The organism is Streptomyces sp. NPDC050422 (assembly GCF_044458665.1).
Classification (GTDB): Bacteria; Actinomycetota; Actinomycetes; order Streptomycetales; family Streptomycetaceae; genus Streptomyces.
The window spans coordinates 32917-49088 of sequence record NZ_JBITIE010000019.1 but is presented as its reverse complement, the minus strand read 5'-3'; the positions used below and the strand labels follow the sequence as shown (position 1 = coordinate 49088).

At 74.1% G+C, this 16172-nt stretch carries 15 protein-coding genes; 11 read left to right on the top strand and 4 right to left on the bottom strand.

The features are described 5' to 3' along the window. Positions 1 to 95 precede the first annotated feature (95 nt). Positions 96 to 1709 carry a hypothetical protein gene (locus ACIBJG_RS28205; protein WP_399311568.1) on the bottom strand — a complete coding sequence of 538 codons (1614 nt, stop codon included), beginning with the start codon at positions 1707 to 1709 and terminating at the stop codon, positions 96 to 98. A gap of 460 nt (positions 1710 to 2169) precedes the next feature. On the opposite strand from ACIBJG_RS28205, the gene ACIBJG_RS28200 reads away from it, so the two are divergent. The 11 genes from ACIBJG_RS28200 to ACIBJG_RS28150 all read left to right on the top strand — a co-directional run bounded on the left by ACIBJG_RS28200 (position 2170) and on the right by ACIBJG_RS28150 (position 12391). After that, the gene (locus tag ACIBJG_RS28200; protein WP_399311567.1) at positions 2170 to 2766 is read left to right on the top strand and encodes a MaoC family dehydratase; all 597 of its coding nucleotides are present in this window, start codon (positions 2170 to 2172) and stop codon (positions 2764 to 2766) included. After that, complete coding sequence (locus tag ACIBJG_RS28195; RefSeq protein WP_399311565.1) at positions 2763 to 3839, top strand: LLM class flavin-dependent oxidoreductase; 1077 nt, start codon at positions 2763 to 2765, stop codon at positions 3837 to 3839. The genes ACIBJG_RS28200 and ACIBJG_RS28195 overlap by 4 nt, the downstream gene beginning before the upstream one ends. After that, complete coding sequence (locus tag ACIBJG_RS28190; RefSeq protein ID WP_399311564.1) at positions 3836 to 5062, top strand: CaiB/BaiF CoA transferase family protein; 1227 nt, start codon at positions 3836 to 3838, stop codon at positions 5060 to 5062. The genes ACIBJG_RS28195 and ACIBJG_RS28190 overlap by 4 nt, the downstream gene beginning before the upstream one ends. Before the next feature lie 103 nt (positions 5063 to 5165). After that, positions 5166 to 6665, top strand: a complete 1500-nt coding sequence (locus tag ACIBJG_RS28185; RefSeq protein ID WP_399311562.1) for an MmgE/PrpD family protein — start codon at positions 5166 to 5168, stop codon at positions 6663 to 6665. A gap of 80 nt (positions 6666 to 6745) precedes the next feature. After that, on the top strand, positions 6746 to 7795 hold the full coding sequence (locus tag ACIBJG_RS28180; RefSeq protein WP_399311560.1) for a RidA family protein: 1050 nt from the start codon (positions 6746 to 6748) through the stop codon (positions 7793 to 7795). After that, positions 7792 to 8334 carry a MaoC family dehydratase N-terminal domain-containing protein gene (locus ACIBJG_RS28175; RefSeq protein WP_399311558.1) on the top strand — a complete coding sequence of 181 codons (543 nt, stop codon included), beginning with the start codon at positions 7792 to 7794 and terminating at the stop codon, positions 8332 to 8334. Before ACIBJG_RS28180 ends, ACIBJG_RS28175 begins: the two co-directional genes overlap by 4 nt. After that, complete coding sequence (locus ACIBJG_RS28170) at positions 8331 to 8777, top strand: MaoC/PaaZ C-terminal domain-containing protein (RefSeq protein ID WP_399311556.1); 447 nt, start codon at positions 8331 to 8333, stop codon at positions 8775 to 8777. Before ACIBJG_RS28175 ends, ACIBJG_RS28170 begins: the two co-directional genes overlap by 4 nt. Next, positions 8774 to 9922, top strand: a complete 1149-nt coding sequence (locus ACIBJG_RS28165) for an acetyl-CoA acetyltransferase (RefSeq protein WP_399311554.1) — start codon at positions 8774 to 8776, stop codon at positions 9920 to 9922. The genes ACIBJG_RS28170 and ACIBJG_RS28165 overlap by 4 nt, the downstream gene beginning before the upstream one ends. Then, positions 9919 to 10368 (top strand): Zn-ribbon domain-containing OB-fold protein, encoded by a 450-nt coding sequence (locus ACIBJG_RS28160; RefSeq protein ID WP_399311553.1) that lies wholly within the window; start codon positions 9919 to 9921, stop codon positions 10366 to 10368. The genes ACIBJG_RS28165 and ACIBJG_RS28160 overlap by 4 nt, the downstream gene beginning before the upstream one ends. Positions 10369 to 10371: 3 nt before the next feature. After that, positions 10372 to 11535, top strand: coding sequence for an acyl-CoA dehydrogenase family protein (locus tag ACIBJG_RS28155; protein WP_399311551.1), 1164 nt, complete (start codon positions 10372 to 10374; stop codon positions 11533 to 11535). A gap of 4 nt (positions 11536 to 11539) precedes the next feature. Then, complete coding sequence (locus tag ACIBJG_RS28150) at positions 11540 to 12391, top strand: HpcH/HpaI aldolase/citrate lyase family protein (RefSeq protein ID WP_399311550.1); 852 nt, start codon at positions 11540 to 11542, stop codon at positions 12389 to 12391. A 33-nt stretch (positions 12392 to 12424) separates the two neighbouring features. Here the strand turns inward: ACIBJG_RS28150 and ACIBJG_RS28145 are convergent, their stop codons facing one another. The 3 genes from ACIBJG_RS28145 to ACIBJG_RS28135 form a co-directional block, all read right to left on the bottom strand. Then, positions 12425 to 13924 carry an MmgE/PrpD family protein gene (locus ACIBJG_RS28145; protein WP_399311547.1) on the bottom strand — a complete coding sequence of 500 codons (1500 nt, stop codon included), beginning with the start codon at positions 13922 to 13924 and terminating at the stop codon, positions 12425 to 12427. Beyond that, a complete protein-coding gene (locus ACIBJG_RS28140) occupies positions 13921 to 14763 on the bottom strand; it encodes a cyclase family protein (RefSeq protein WP_219569843.1) in 843 nt (280 codons plus the stop codon). Before ACIBJG_RS28140 ends, ACIBJG_RS28145 begins: the two co-directional genes overlap by 4 nt. 89 nt (positions 14764 to 14852) lie before the next feature. Beyond that, positions 14853 to 16073: a CaiB/BaiF CoA transferase family protein gene (locus tag ACIBJG_RS28135; protein WP_399311807.1), complete on the bottom strand. Its 1221-nt coding sequence runs from the start codon at positions 16071 to 16073 to the stop codon at positions 14853 to 14855. Positions 16074 to 16172 lie beyond the last annotated feature (99 nt).

Genomic DNA, 16172 nt, shown 5'->3' with positions numbered 1-16172 from the left:
AGGTCGTTCGTACGAACGCCAGGGGTGCCGCGTTCACGGGCGGAGTTCGTACGAACGCCAGGGGTGCCGCGCTCGCGGGCAGGGCCGGGAGCGACTCAGGAGAGGGTCAGGCGCAGGACGGCCGCGTACTCGCCGGCCTGGGTGATGGCCGGCACGCTCAGATCGAGCGCGGCGCCGGCATCGAAGTCGCCGCCGGTGACGGAGGCGGGATCGTCGCTCGCGGCCTGGGTGCACAGCGGAACGGCGGTGGTGGAGCTGAGGGCTCCGGCGCTGCCCGGGGTGACGGTGGAGGCCGCGGCGGCGCCGTCATGGACGGCGCAGGTGGGCGTCCATGACAGGTTGCCGGCCGGGATGGCGGCTCCTGCGGCGTTGGTGAAGTCCGTGACGGTCCCGACCAGCGACCAGCCACGGGTGCTGCCGCGGAAGTCCTTCACCTCGACGGCCTTGAGATCACCGGTCGACGCGTGTTCCGTACCGTCCACCGACACGGGCGAGAGGGTGACTTCGCCCGCTTCCTGCGCCATGGTCAGTGCCCCGCCGGAGACGACCACCTTGAGAGTCTGCTCCGAGCTGCCGCCGTCGGCGAGCGCGGTCCAGGCGAGCTCGGCGGAGTCCGCGGCGGTCCCGTCCTTCTCCGTGGCCAGGATCTTCACGGTGCCCGGGGGCGGGGTGAGGGAGGCGGTGAAGCCGCCGCGCGCGTTGACAGGTGCGGTGAGCGTGTCACCGACGGGATTGCCGTCGGCGTCGACGCCGGTGACCGTGACCTCGTCGCCCGGGTCGAAGGAGGCGCCGGTGACGGTGGTGGTCGTGCCGGGCCCGCCGGTGGCCGGGCTGAGCTGGATGGCGCGGGTGCCGAGGACGCCGAGGGGAACGGTTGAGCTCAGCGAGCCCTGGGTGAGGACCAGGCTGTGCGGGCCGGGGGTGGCGTCGGCGCCTATCCCGACGGTGCCCGCGAGCTTGCCGTCGCCGTCCACGGTGAGCGCGGGGGTGACAGCACCCGCGGCGCAGGCGGTGCCGTCGAGGGCGCACAGTTCGGCGTCGACCGCCTCGCCGGCGGTCCAGCCGGTGCCGCCGAGGGTGACGACGTCACCCCGGCGGGCCCCGGTGGTGTCGGCGGCGGGCCGGCCCGAGATCGATTCGACGGCCGCGGCGGCGGAGCCGACGCTGCCGTCGGTGACGGTCACGGTGGACAGGACCGGTGGTGTGCCCTGGACCGTGCACGCGATGGTGAGGCCGTAGTTGGTGATGTTGAGCGTGATGTCACCGGGGGTGAGCTGGACCGTGCCGGGCTGGGCGACGGTGAGCTGTCCGGTGAGCTCCGGGATGGGGATCTCCGCGTAGGCGGGAACGGCCGCGTTGGAGGCGGGCGCGCTCACGTTGACCGCGTCCTGGCCCGAGACGCCGACCTTGGCGGAGACGGCGACGGTGTTCGCGGTCAGCGCGACCGGGCCGTTGGCGGGTCCGTCGGCGAAGGCCAGGGTGAGGTCGACAGGGGTGCCGGCCGTGGTCGTGTCCGCGGCCGTCAGGGTCGCCGTCGTGTTGAACAGCGAGTGGGACGAGGAGAACACACAGTCGTAGGACACCTCGGCGCTGCCGGCGAACGCCGGCCGGGCGCCGCCGAGCACGAGTGATCCGGCCGCGGCGACGACCAGCGCGGCAAGCGCTGCCGCGGTGCGGGTCGAACACGGTGCGATGGTCTTGGCTCTCATAGCGGGAAACTGCCCCCTCCATGTGCGGCACGTGCACGCGCACGTGCCGTGGGAGCCGGGCACCGACGGCGCCCGGAGTGTTTCTTATGGGGAAACGGTGTTTCGAATCAGTGGGTCACATGGAGCCACCGTCACGTCCCGCTGTCAAGGCGCAGACGGCCCGCGGTGGTAAAACTCCTGTTTCCGACGGGAGTCGAGCCATCACTGCCGAAGGGAAACGCTGGACCGCACAGGGAAACATTCCTCTTGACGGGGGCTTGGCGCCCTCCTAGGGTCGAGACGGGACACCGCCCCGGACCGCCCGGCAGCCGGGTCCTGTCCGTCACCGCCCCGCCGCACCCGGGGCCCACCTGTCTCTCCACCGCATCGCCGCCGCACGGCCGCCCGCTCCGGTCCGACGTCCGGGCGGCGCACAGCCTCTCGCCGCGGCCCCGGGAGCCCGCATCCGAAAGAGGACGCCATGAGTTCCACCGCCGAGCCCGAACCCGTCGTCCGTCCGGGCTGGACCGGGCGCTTCTACGACGACTTCAGCCCCGGTGACGTCTACGAGCACCCACTCGGCCGCACGGTCAGCGAAGCGGACAACACCTGGTTCACGCTGCTGACGATGAACACCAGTCAGATGCACTTCAACAGCACCTACGCGGAGCACAGCGAGTTCGGCCGCCCGCTGGTCGTGTCCACCCTCACCGTCGCCATCGCCGTCGGCCAGAGCGTCACCGACCTCACCCAGAACGCCTTCGCCAATCTGGGCTGGGACGACATCCGTATGACCGCCCCCGTGCACGCCGGAGACACCCTGTGGTCGGAGTCCCTGGTGGTCTCCAAGCGCGAGTCCGCCTCCCGGCCGGAGGCCGGCATCGTCACCGTGCGCACCCGGACCATCAACCAGCACGGCACGGAGGTGTGTTCGTTCCTGCGCACCTTCTACGTCCACAAGCGGGGCGCCTCGGCCCTGGTGGACGTACGTCCCCGGCCCGCCACCGCACTGACCGCGCACCCCGCTGCCGCGCGACCGGAGCGCCCACGCCCGGCCGCCGCCCGGAATCCGGAGTGAGCGCCACGCCCGCGGCCCCTGCTCCCGGCCCCGGTCGAGACCGGCCCGCGCCCCGCCTCGGTTACGCCCCGTGGGGCGAGGACCTCGCCGAACTGACCGCCGCCGGCCGGGCCGCCGAGGAAGCGGGCGCCGACACCCTGTGGGCATCGGAACTCCACCGCAGCGCGACCGTCACCGCCGCCGCGCTGGCCAGTGCCACCTCCACCGCCCGCATCGGCACCGCCGTCGCGCTGGCCTTCACCCGCTCCCCCATGATCTGCGCACTGGAGATCATGGACCTCGACGAACTCTCCGGCGGCCGGGCCGTACTGGGGCTCGGCACGGGGGTACGCCGGCTGAACGAGGACTGGCACGGCGTACCGTTCGACCACCCGGCGCAGCGGTTGCGCGAAACCGTCGACTGCGTACGGACGTTCATCGCCCGCTGCGCGGACGGCGAACCGTTCGAGGCAGGCGGTCCTCTCGCCTCGCTCCGGGTGCGCGGCTACCGCCGGCCCCGCCCCGTGCGCACCCGGATCCCGGTCCACCTGGCGGCCGCCGGTCCGCTGACCTTCCGGCTCGCGGGCGAGATCGCCGACGGCTGGATCGGCCACGAACTGGGCTCCCGCGACCATCTGCGGGACACCGTGTTGCCCGCCCTGCACACCGGGCTTTCCGCCGCCTGCCGCAAGCCGGAGGACCTGGAGGTGGTGGCGTCGGTGTGTGTCTCGGTCCACCCCGACCCCGCCGAGGCCCTGCGCCGCGCCGCCGGCAACGTCGGCTTCTACGCCTCGGTCCGTACGTACGCACCACTGTTCGCCGCGCACGGCCTGCGGGAGCCGCAGCGCCGGGTCGCGGAGGAGTTCCGCAGGCCCGGTGCCCGCGCGGGCACACTGGCCGCGGCCGTGGACCCGGCGATGACCCGCGCGCTGACCCTGTGCGGTACCCGGGAGCAGGTCGCGGAGCTCCTCACCGACTACGCGGGCACTGCGGACAGCCTCAAAATCACCGTGCCGGTGCACGGCCTGACGGACCATGAGATCCGCGAGTCCCAGACCCATGTCCTCGACCTCATCCGGGAGCTGCGCCCATGACCACCGCCCCCGCCCCCGCCCGACGCCCCCTGGAGGACGTCCGGGTGATCGCCGTGGAGCAGTACGGCGCCGGACCGTTCGGCACCTGGCACCTGGCGGAACTGGGCGCCGAGATCATCAAGATCGAGGAACCCCACTCCGGCGGGGACGTCGGCCGCTACGTCCCGCCGTACCAGGAGGGCGAGGACTCGCTGTTCTTCGAGACCTTCAACCGCGGCAAGCGCAGCGTCCGTCTCGACCTCGCCAACCCGGCGGGCCGGGAGGTCTTCGAGGACCTCGTACGCCACAGCGACGCCGTCTACTCCAACCTGCGCGGTGACGTCCCGGCCCGGATCGGCATCACCTACGCCGATCTGCGCCACCTCAACCCGGCCGTGGTCTGCTGCTCCCTGAGCGGCTTCGGGCTGACCGGGCCGCGGTCGGCCCAGCCCGGCTACGACTACGTCCTGCAGGGCCTGGCCGGCTGGATGGACCTGACCGGCGAGCCGGGCGGTCCGCCCGCCAAGTCCGGCCTGTCGCTGGTGGACTACTCCGGCGGGTTCGTCGCCGCGCTCTCGCTGCTCGCCGGGCTGCACGCGGCCCGCCGCGACGGCGTGGGCTGCGACTGCGACGTGTCCCTGTACGACACGGCCGTCTCCATGCTCACGTACCCGGCGACGTGGCACCTCAGCGCCGGCTATGAACCCCGGCGCACCCGGCACTCCGCCCACCCTTCCCTGGTGCCCTTCCAGGCCTTCGAGGCCGCGGACGGCTGGCTGGTGGTCGGCTGCGCCAAGGAGAAGTTCTGGCAGCGCCTCGCCGCGGTGCTCGGACATCCCGAGTGGGCCGAACCCGGCCATCCGTACGCCGACTTCGCGGGCCGCGGCGAACGCCGCGACACCCTCGTGCCCGAGCTGGAGGCCCTTTTCGCGACCCGGACCGTGGCCGCCTGGCTGGAGATCCTCACCCCGGCGAAGGTGCCGTGCGGGCCGGTGCACACCGTGCCGCAGGCGCTCGCCGACCCGCACACCGAAGCGCGCGGCCTGGTGGTCGAGAGCGACCACCCCCGCTACGGCACCGTGCGCTCCGTGGCCAGCCCCGTCCGGGTCGGCGAGCGGCCCCCCGGCAAGGCGCCCCGGGCGCCGCAGCGCGGCGAACACACCGACACCGTCCTGCGCGACCTGCTCGGCTACGACGCCGACCGGGCGGCGGGCCTGCGCGCGAAGGGGGCCTTCGGTGACTGACGCCGGCCGACCACACACCGTCCCGGCCACCCCCGGCCGGCCTCCCGCCGCCCCAACCACTGCCGGCCGACCACTCGCCGCTCCCGCCACCACCGTCCCGGCCGTGGCGGAACCGGCCACCGCCGAGGCGACCGGGCCCGCGCATCCGCATCCGCACGCGCACGGCCCTCATGAGGCCGGTCACGGCCACTCCCATGCGCACCCCGACGACCTGGCGCGCGAGCCCGCAGCCGTCCAACTTGCCCGTTGGGCGGTGGAACTGACACCGGCGAAGGTTCCCAGCGTGATCCGCCGCGCCCTGTGCCGCCAGCTGCTCGACGGCCTCGGCTGTGTACTCGCCGCGGCACGCGGCGGGCAGGCCGCACCCGCGCTGACCGTCGCCGCCGCGCTCGGCGGCCCGCCGGAGGCCGTGGTCCCGGGACTCGCCGCACCGGTCGGGGCACCGGCCGCGGCACTCGCGCTGGGCGCGCTGGTGCACGCCCTGGACTGCGACGACACCCACCCCGGGGCACTCGTGCACGCCACCGCTGCCGTTCTGCCTGCCCTGTTCGCCTCGGCCGCAGCCGCCCGGGCGGACGGTCCCGCCCTGCTGACCGCCGCCGCGGCCGGCTACGAGACCGCGCTGCGGGTCGGTCTCGGCGCCCCCTACCGTTTCCACGCCCGGGGCGTGCACGCCACCCAGGTCGCGGCCGTCTTCGCCGCCGCAGTCACCTCGTCGGTCCTTCAAGGGCGGTCCGCCGAGGTGACCGCCCACGCGCTGGGCATCGCCGGCAGCAGCGCGGGCGGGCTGCTGGAGTTCCTGGACACGGGCAGCGACACCAAGTCCCTGCACCCGGGGCTCGCCGCGCACGCCGGACTGCTCGCCACCCGCCTCGCCGCGGCCGGCGCCGAAGGCCCCTCCACCGTTCTCGAAGGACGCCACGGTGTGTACACGGCACTGGCCGGCCACACCGTCACAGCCGACGAGATCGTGGGCGACCTGGGCGAGATGTGGCACGTCAGCGCGGTGCAGAGCAAGCTCTACCCGTGCTGCCACCTGCTTCACCGCACCCTCGACGCGGCGGCCTTGCTGCACGCACGGCTGATCCCGTACGGCGGCACGTCGGCGCTCGCCTCCGTCGTCGCGGAGGTTCCCCCGGGCAGCGAGCCCGTGGTCTGCGTACCGCGCCCGTACCGCGTCGCGCCCCGCACCGCCTACGAGGCCAAGTTCTCCCTGCCCTTCAGCACCACGCTGATGCTGCGCGACGGCACGCTGTCCCTCGCCAGCTACCGTGCCGACGCCCTGCTCCGGCCGGATGTGACGGCACTCGCCGCCCGTGTCACCCATACCGTCCGCGCGTACGACGGCCCCGACGCCGAGGCGCCCGGTGTGCTGCGGGCGCTGCTGCACGACGGGACCGCCCTCGACGTCCGGGTCGACGGGGGCCCCGTGCGGCCCCCGGACACCGCGCGCGTCGTCGCCGGATTCCATGCCAACGCGGGTGGCGAGACCGCCCTCACTCGCGAGCTCGCCGAACGCGTCCTGCGCCTGGACCGCGAGGACGGCATCGACGCCGTGCTCGCTCTCGCCGCGGCGATCCTCGCCGCCCCTCCTGCCTCGTGACCCGTTCCTCTCCTGTCTCGTGACCCGTTCCTCCCCCTCTCCTGTCTCGTGACCCGTTCCTCTCCCCCTTCGGAGGCCCCGTGACCGCCGCAACTCCCCCGGCCGCCCGCCCGGCCGACGTGACCGTCCTCGGACGCGGGGCGGGCCCTGCCGCCCAGGCCCGCGCCGCCTACGGCGCGCTGAGTGCCCGGCTCGCGGACCCGGACGGCGCCCTGCTCACCGAGTTCGTCACCGTCGCCGCGCTCGACGCCCACCAGGAGCTGGCGGCGGCCCGCGCCGCGCACTTCCCGGACGCGGCCGGCACCGCGCGCACCGTGGTGGTGGAGTCCCTCCCCGATCCCGACGCGCTGCTCGCGGTTCGGGCGGGGTCCCGCACCACCGCCGGGGACGGCACCGTGCGCCTCCCCACCGTGCTGCCCGTCGACGACCACGGCGATGTCGCCCATCCGGACGACTTCCCCGCCCAGTACGCGTACTGCCTGCGCAAGGCCGGACGACTGCTGAAGAGCGCCGGGCTGAGCCTCGACCACGCCGTGACGACGTTCGACTACACCACCCCCGCCACCCGCCGCGCCTACCCGGCCTGCTCCGGACCGCGCCGCGAACTGCTGGGCGGCGCCGGGGTGTTCCCGGGAGCCGGCGGCATCCTGATGAGCCGGCTGCACGCACCGGGCATCCTGGTGGCGCTCGACGTCACCGCGTCCCGGCACCCGCTGAGCTCCGTCAATCCCGGCTGGAGCCGCTACGACACGCTCACCTACAGCCCCGGTGTGCTGGCCGGCCGCACCCTGCACATGTCGGGGTTCGCCGCGCTCGACATGGAGACCCAGCAGGCACTGCACCCGGGAGACGTGGTGGCGCAGACCGAGACGGTGCTGCGCGCCGTCCTGGAGGTGGTCGCGGCGGCCGGCGGCGGTCCGGAGCACCTGGTCACCGTGGAGGAGTACTTGTGCCCGCCCGCCGTCGCGGACCGGGCCGCCGTCACCGCCGCCCGTACACGGGTCCTGGGAGCCGCGTCCCGGCCTGCCGTCACCTCCGTCGGCTGCGCCACCCTGCTGCGGCGGGAGTTCCTCACCGAGTTGTTCCCCACAGCTGTCCTGCCCGCACCCGCAGAGGGAGGTACGACGTGACCACGCCCAGGCTGCTCACCGAGGAACTGCGCGCCCAACTGACCGGACGCACCGCCGTGTACACCGCCCCCGAGGTCCTGGGGCGGGCGGCGATCCGCTACTTCGCGCTCGCCACCGGCAACGCCGACCCGCTCCACCTGGACCCCGACTACGCGCGCGCCCACGGCCACCCCGACGTGATCGCCCCGCCCACCCTGGTGTGCGAGACCAACCAGTACGCGGATCTGCCCCCGGACGAGGACGGCTACCCGGGGCACACCTGGGGCATCTCGCTGCCCGGCACCCGCACCGTGCGCGGCGGCAACTCCTACACGTTCCACCGGCCGGTGGGTCCGGACGACCTGATCACCGCCACGTGGACGCTCGCATCCGTCACGGAGCGCACCACGGGCGACGGTCTGCCGATGCTCGTGGTGCGCTCGCACTGCGCCTACACGTCCGGCGACGAACTGCTGGCGGAGAACGAGGAGACCGTGCTGTACATCGCCCTCGCCCCGGCCGACGACGTGCCCGCCGCGGACGAGGGGAGCAGCCGATGACCGGCCCGCAGCTGATGCCCGGTGCCGTGGTCCCGCCGCTGCGGCGCGACTTCCCGCTGTCCCGGATGGTGGCCTATGCGGGCGCCACCTGGGACTGGCACCGTCTGCACTACGACACCGAGTACGTGACGGCTCGCGGGCTGCCCGCGCCGGTCGTCGACGGCCAGGTCCTGGGCGCGCTCCTGGCCGAGCAGCTCCAGCGCTGGCTGGGCCCGCAGTGTGTGCTGCGCAGCCTGCACTTCCGGTTCGCGCAGCCGGTGTTCGCCGGGGAGAGCGTGGTGTGCACCGGCCGGGTCACGGCGGTCGGCGACGACGGCCTCGTGACCGTCGAGCAGCGCGTCGAGGTCGCCGGGCCGAAAGCCCGCACGGCCGTGGCGACCGCCGGGGCGACTTTGACGCTCACCCCGCCGCCGGCCTCTCCGGTCGCCGGCGGCCCCTCGTGACGGCCGCGATCGTCGGGGCGGCCACCTCCGATCTGGGCGTGACCGGTCTGCCCGCCCTCGCCCTGCTCGCCCAGGGTGTCACCCGGGCACTGGCCGATGCCGGACTCGCCCTTTCCGACGTGGACGGCCTGGCCACGGCCGGTCCGGGACGGTTCGCCGCCACCCAGGCCGCCGACTACCTCGGCATCCGGCCCGCCTGGACCGACTCCACGTTCGCGGGCGGCAGCGCCTTCGAGATGTACGTGGCGCGGGCCGCCCAGGCGCTGGCGGCCGGGCAGTGCCGCACCGTCGTCATCGCGTACGGCTCCGACCAGCGCTCGGCGCGCCGCCGTTCCCTGACCGGCCCGTACGACGCGGCTTCGCCGGAGGCCCAGTTCGAGGCGCCGGCCGGCCCGCTCTTCCCCGCCTCGCACTACGCGCTGGCCGCCCGCCGCTATCTGCATGTGTACGGTCTCGACCGGCGTGTGCTGGCCGAGGTGGCCGTGGCCGCCCGCGCGTGGGCCCTGCTCAACCCGGAGGCGTACCGCCATCCGGCCGGACCCCTGACGGTTGAGCAGGTGCTGGCCGCGCCGATGCTGTCCAGTCCGCTCACCACCGCCGACTGCTGCCTGGTCACCGACGGCGGCGGCGCCCTCGTCCTCACCACCGCCGAACGGGCCCGTGACCTGCCGCGTCCCGGCGTGCTGGTGCTGGGCTACGGCGAGGCCACCTCCCACGCAGGGTCGGCCGGCCCCGCCGACCTCCTGGACACCGGCGCGCGGGCCGCCGCGGACCGGGCCTGGGCCGGTTCCGGCCTCGGCCCGCACGACATGGACGTCGTCCAGGTGTACGACTCCTTCACCATCACCACGCTGCTGTCGCTGGAGGCCCTCGGTCTCTGCCCGCCGGGCGGCGCCGGCGCGCTCGTCGCCGAGGGGCGCATCGGCCCCGGCGGCGACCTGCCGGTCAACACCTCGGGCGGCGGGCTGTCCTATGGACATCCGGGCATGTTCGGACTGTTCCTGCTGATCGAGGCGGTACGGCAGTTGCGCGGGGAGTGCGGGGCCCGCCAGGTCCCGGGAGCGCGAACCGCTGTGGCCCACGGAACCGGGGGAATCCTCTCGACCCACGCCACCGTGGTGCTCGCCCGGCAGGACGCGCGATGAGCGGCACGACAGGGGAAGCCGCCCTGCCCGGTCCTCCGCCCGCCCCCGCCGACGCGGTCACCGAGGAGTTCTGGCAGGCGACGCGGGAGGGGACGCTCGGCGTCCAGCACTGCCCGGCGTGCGGCGGCCACCAGCATCCGCCGCGGGTGCTGTGTGTGCACTGCGGCGGCATCGACGGTCTGCGCCAGGTTCCGGTGCGGGGTGCGGCGGTGCTGGACTCGTTCACGACCGTGCACCGTGCACCGGACGGCCGCGCGGTGCCGTACACCGTGGGCCGGGTGCGGCTCGCGGAGGGCCCGGTGCTGCTTGTGCCGTTGCTCGGCGATCCCGACTCGTTCCGCTGCGACCAGCCCGTACGCCTCGTCTGGCTGCCCCTGCCCGACGGCCGGCGCCAGCCCGCCTTCACCCCGGCGCCCGACGCGGCGCCCGACGAACCGGAGCCGTGAACCGTGGACTTCACCCTCAGCCCCGAACAGGAACTGTTCCGCCGCACGTTGCGGGACTTCGTCGCCCGCGAGATCGAGCCGGTCGCCACCGAGTGGGAGGAGTCCGGCCGGCATCCCGCGGAGATCATCGAAACGATGCGCACGATGGGTCTGTTCGGGCTCACCGTGCCGGAGGCCTATGGCGGTCTGGAGGTCGATATGGTTTCCTTCGCGCTGGTCTTCGAGGAGATCTCCCGGGGCTGGATGGGTATCGCCGGCATCCTCGGCTCGCACTCCCTGGCCTGCCTGCTGATCGCCCGGAACGGCACCGAGGAGCAGCGCACGCGCTGGCTGCCCCGGATGGCGACCGGTGAGTGCCGCAGCGGGATCGCCCTGACCGAGCCCGACGCCGGCACCGATCTCCAGGGCATCCGGACCACCGCCCGCCTCGAAGGCGATCACTACGTGGTGAACGGCGCCAAGACCTGGATCACCAACGCCCGGCACGCCGGTGTGCTGCCGGTGCTGGTGAAGACGGACCCGCACGCCGAGCCGGCCCACCGGGGCATGAGCATCCTGCTGGTGGACACCGCGACCGAGGGGTTCACCGTCACCCGTGACCTGCCCAAGCTGGGGTACAAGGGCACCGAGACGTGCGAACTGCTGCTGGAGGACCTGCGGGTGCCGGCGGACTGTCTGCTCGGCGGGGTCGAGGGGCGGGGCATGCAGCAGGCACTGTCCGCACTGGAGACCGGCCGGATCAATGTGGCGGCGCGTTCGGTGGGCATCGCCCAGGCGGCACTGGACGCGGCGCTGTCGTACACCGCGGGACGGCACGCGTTCGGCAGCCCGATCCATGACTTCCAGGCAGTGCAGCTGCGGCTGGCCGACATCGCCACCCGCCTCCAGGCGTCGCGGCTGCTCGTGTACTGGGCGGCGTCCCGGGCGGACGGCGGGGAGCGGGTGGACACCGAGTCCGGAATGGCGAAGCTGTTCGCCTCCGAGACGGCGATCACGGCGGCGCTGGACGCCATGCGGCTGCACGGCGGATACGGCTACTCGAAGGAGTTCGTGGTGGAACGGCTGTACCGCGACGCGGCGTTGATGAGTATCGGGGAAGGCACCAACGACATCCTGCGCACCGTGATCGCCCGCCGGCTGACCTCCGGCGCGACCAGGATCGGGTGACCCGGTGGCCCGTTCCTATCTCTATGTGCCGGCCGACCGGCCGGCGATGCTGGCCCGCGCCCTGGAGCGCGGCGCGGACGCGGTGATCGTCGATCTGGAGGACGCCGTCGCCCCGGACGCCAAGGACGCGGCGCGAAAGGCCGCCGCCGACTGGCTCGCCGGGATCTCGCCCGGGGGGCCGACCGAGGTGTGGGTCCGGGTCAACCCCGGCCCGATGGGCCTCGCGGACGCCGCCGCCGTCGTCTCGCCCGCCCTGTACGGCCTGTGCCTCGCGAAGTGCGAGAGCCCGGCCGATGTGGCGGCCGTGGACGGGGTCGTGAGCGGGCGGGAGGCCGCGCTGGGTCTCGCGCCGGGGTCCGTCGCGCTGTCGCCGCTGCTGGAGTCGGCCGGGGCGGTGCTGGCGGCGCCCACGCTCGCCGCCTCCCCCAGGGTGGCGCATCTCCAGGCGGGCGAGGCCGACCTGAGGGCCGAGATCGGAATGGAACCAGGCCCGGACGAAAGGGAGTTGCTGCCGATCCGGGTCTCACTCGTACTGGCCTGCGCTGCCGCCCGGGTGGGTCCTCCGGTCGGCCCGGTGAGCACCGACTATCGCGACACCGAGGCGCTGCGCCGCTCCACCACGGCGCTGCGCGCCCTCGGTTACCGTTCCCGGGCCTGCATCCACCCGGCGCAGATCCCGGTGGTGCATGAGGTGTTCACCCCGTCGGACGCGGAACTGGGTGCGGCGCGCGACCTGGTGGACCGGTTCGACACCGCGGTGCGCGCCGGCCGGCCCGTCATCGTCGGTACGGACGGCCGCATGATCGACGAGGCCGTGGTGCGCGCGGCCCGCCGCACCCTGGCGGCGGGCCGCTGAGGGGGCCGGCCCGGGGGCGCAGGCGCCTCCGGGTCACCCCTGCGACGGCTCCGGTACCTCCGGCCGGCACCCGTCGACGAGTTCCCGGGCACACCCCTTGCCCGCGCCCGGCAACGCACGCACGTACGCCGCCAGTCGTTCGGCGCGGTCGGCGCCGAGGACGGGTCCGGCGCCCAGCCGGTACTTGGTCTCCAGCTCCTTCGGCGTGAGCGGGGCGGCCGGACCGCCGCGCGAACCGGGCACGCGGTGCTCCCAGCGTGTGCCGTCGTGGGTGGTGACCCGCAGGGCGGCGCTGAAGGCGTGCGGGAACTCGTCGTCGCAGACGGCGTCCTGGACGACCTCGACTCGTGCGGCCAGCGCCCGGCGCCGCGGGTCCTCGAACGCGCCGGGGCTGAAGTCGGCGAGGTGCAGGCCCAGTCCGGAGTTCTCGCCGGCGAGCAGGGCGGCCGCGACGGTGTACGGGCCCGAGAACTTGGCGTGGTACGGGGTGCGGGGGCGGGCCTTCTCCTCGCGCGGTTCGCCGATGGTGCGGCGGGGCGCGCCGGCGACGCCGAGTTCGGCGGTGGCGATGGTGTCCGGGTCCAGGCCGCGGGCCCGCAGGGCGAGGGCGCAGTCGATGCCGGGATGGGTGAAGTGGTTGGAGGGGTAGGGCTTGTAAACGGTGCGCAGGTACTGCCAGTTGGCGGTGTCGTGCATCGCGTCGAGGCCCTCGGTGAGGGGCTCGGCGTGCCACTGGTCGCCGAGGAAGGCAGTGAGGAAGCCGAAGCGCCCCTCGATGACGGTGGGCGGGCCGGTGACACCTTCGGCGGCGAGCTGTGCGGCGGTGACGCCGCAGTGGGCCGCCCAGCCGCAGTGCACGCGCTTGACGCTGCCGCCCGTCCGGTTCGCCTCGATCACTCCGGCCCCCATGGAGCAGGCGATGCCGATGGCGTCGGCGATGCCCTCGGCGGGGAGGCCGAGCAGCATGGCGGAGGCCACGGCGGCCCCGACGGTCCCGCAGATCGAGGTGGCGTGCAGTCCGCGTTCGAAGAACACCGAGTTGCGCAGCGCCGGATCGTAGGACGCCATGCCGAGCCGTACGCAGACCTCGCCGCCGGCCGCGAGCGCGGCGGTGAGGGCGGCGCCGTCCGCTCCCTCCGCCTCGGCGACGGCCAGGGCTGCGGGCAGTACGGCGGCCGTGGGGTGCAGGACGGAGGGCAGATGCGTGTCGTCGAAGTCGAGGGCGTGTGCGAGGGTCCCGTTGACCAGCGCGGCCCGGTCGGCCGGGAACCGGTCGCCGGCGCCGATGACGCCGGCCTCGGGGTGTCCGCCGGACCGCCGGGCGGTGCGCAGAGCGGCCCGGTGGGGTGCCGCTTCGTCTCTCTCGCCGGTGTCCGGGCCGAGGGCGGCGAGGCAGTTGCCGAGGAAGTCGAGGATGCGGCCGGTGGCGTCGGCGGTGACCTCCTCGGGCACACCGTCCCGGCAGCCGGCGGCGAACGCGGCCAGTCGGGCCGCCAGGCCGGGGGGTGTGGTCAGTGCGCTGGTGGCGTTCACTCGGCAGCATCCTCGGGGAGCAGGGCGAGCGGGCGGGCGGGGGCGCCCGTCGCGCCGACGAACGGCAGCGGGGCGAGGACGAGCAGGAACTCGGCTGCCCCTGTGGCGGCGAGCGCGTCGAGCCGCATCGTCTCCACGATGTTGATCCCGGACTCCACCAGCAGCGTGCGGTGCACCGGCAGCGTGGCGTGACCCCGGCCGGGCGCGATGTGCTCGAACGCGATGGTCTCGCCGCCGACGAGGGCGGGGCGACGGGCGGCCAGCCACTCCCCGGCCGCTGCGCCGGGCCCGGGGGCGCCGCCGGTCTGGCCGGTGAAGACCGCCGTGTCCGCCCAGTGCCGCGACCAGCCGGTGCCGATCAGGACGGCCTCGCCCGCGGCGACGGTGACGCCCGCGGCGCTTTCGGCGGCGGCGAGGTCGTCCGGGGTGATCTCGTACCCGGCGGGCAGCACGGGCACCCCGTGCAGCCGGGCGACGTCCAGCAGGACGCACCGGCCGACGTACGGAGTGAACTCGTCGATGCCGAGGCGGGCGAAGCCCTCGTGGCTCTGCTGCTCGGCGGCCGCGAGCCCCCCGTACAGCAGTCCGTCGTGGGAGACATGGGCGAGCGCGTCGACATGGGTGCCTACGTGTCCGCCGGTGATGACGATCTCGTTGGCCGCCGAACCGCCGTCCTCACGCACCATGTCGCCGTGGCGGCGCTCCAGCAGGAGGCGGAACGGCGGGTGGTTGGGCGACTGGGGCATGCCGCGCCTCATCGGCTGCGCGAGGTCGACGACGCGCGCTCCTGCGAGGGCGTGCCAGAGCGGTGTGGGCAGGACGCCGGGGGCGCCGGACATGGAGTTCCCTTCATCGGGCTTCTCGGTGAGTGCGCCGGCGGGGGCCGTGTGCGCGGGTGGCTCTGCGAGGTGTCGTCATACGGAGCCGCTCATACGGCTCCCTCGTCGATGAGCACCTTGAGTTCGTCGGCCGTCAGGCCCAGCCGGCCGCCGTACACGGCCTCGTTGTCGGCGCCGTGCGGGCGTCCGGTCCAGCGGATCGAGCCTGGGGTGGCGGAGAGCCGGAAGAGGACGTTCTGCATGCGCAGCGGGCCGAGTTCGGGGTCCTGGACGGTGGTGATGGAGTCCAGCGCCCGGTACTGCGGGTCGGCGAACACGTCACGGATGTCGTAGACCGGGCAGACCGCCGCTTCGGCCTCGGTGAAGGCGGCCATGACGTCGTCCAGGTCACGCGCGGCGATCCAGCCCCCGACGTGCTCGTCGAGGAGGTCGGCGTGGGCGGCCCGGCCGGAACCGCCGGCGAACCAGGGTTCGTCGATGACCTCGGGGTGGCCGACGAGGCGCAGCACCCGTTCGGCGATGGACTGCGCGGAGGTGGAGACGGCCACCCAGCGGTCGTCGCGGGTGCGGTAGGTGTTGCGCGGTGCGTTGTTGGCGGATCGGTTGCCGGTGCGGGTCGGTACGGTGCCGAGCTGGTCGTACGCGGAGGCCTGGGGGCCCAGCAGGGTCAGCAGCGGTTCGATGATGGCGAGGTCGACGACCTGCCCCTGGCCGTCCTGGAGCGTCCGGTGCAGCAGCGCCGTCTGGACGGCGGACGCGGCGACGAGGGCGGCGATGCCGTCGGCCAGGCCGAAGGGGGGCAGGGTGGGCGGGCCGCCGGGTTCCCCGGTCACGGCGGCGAAGCCGCTCATCGACTCGGCGAGGGTGCCGAAGCCGGGCCGGCGCGCGTACGGACCGAACTGGCCGAAGCCGGTGACCCTGGCGATCACGAGGCCGGGGTTGACCTCGTGCAGCCGCTCCGGGGCGAGACCCCACCGCTCCAGCGTGCCGGGGCGGAAGTTCTCGATCAGGACGTCCGCCTGCTCGACGAGGCGCAGCAGGAGTGCGGCGCCCGCCGGCCGGGAGAGGTCGAGGGTGGCGGTGTGCTTGTTGCGGCCGAGCATCTTCCACCACAGACCGGCGCCGTCGCGGGCGGGGCCATGGGTGCGGGCGGGGTCGGGACGCCGCGGGTGTTCGATCTTGATGACGTCGGCCCCGTAGTCGCCCAGGAGGGTGGCGGCGAGCGGTCCGGCGAACAAGGTGGCGCAGTCGAGCACGGTCAGTCCGGCTAGCGGACCCGGAGGGGGCACGGGGCCGGCTCCGGAAGGGATGCGGGACGGCACAGCGGCTCACACCTTTTCAGTCAAGCCTGTTTCTCCTTGCGGAACAGCGTTACCAAAAGCTAGCATGCGGCACGCTCGCACAGAAGA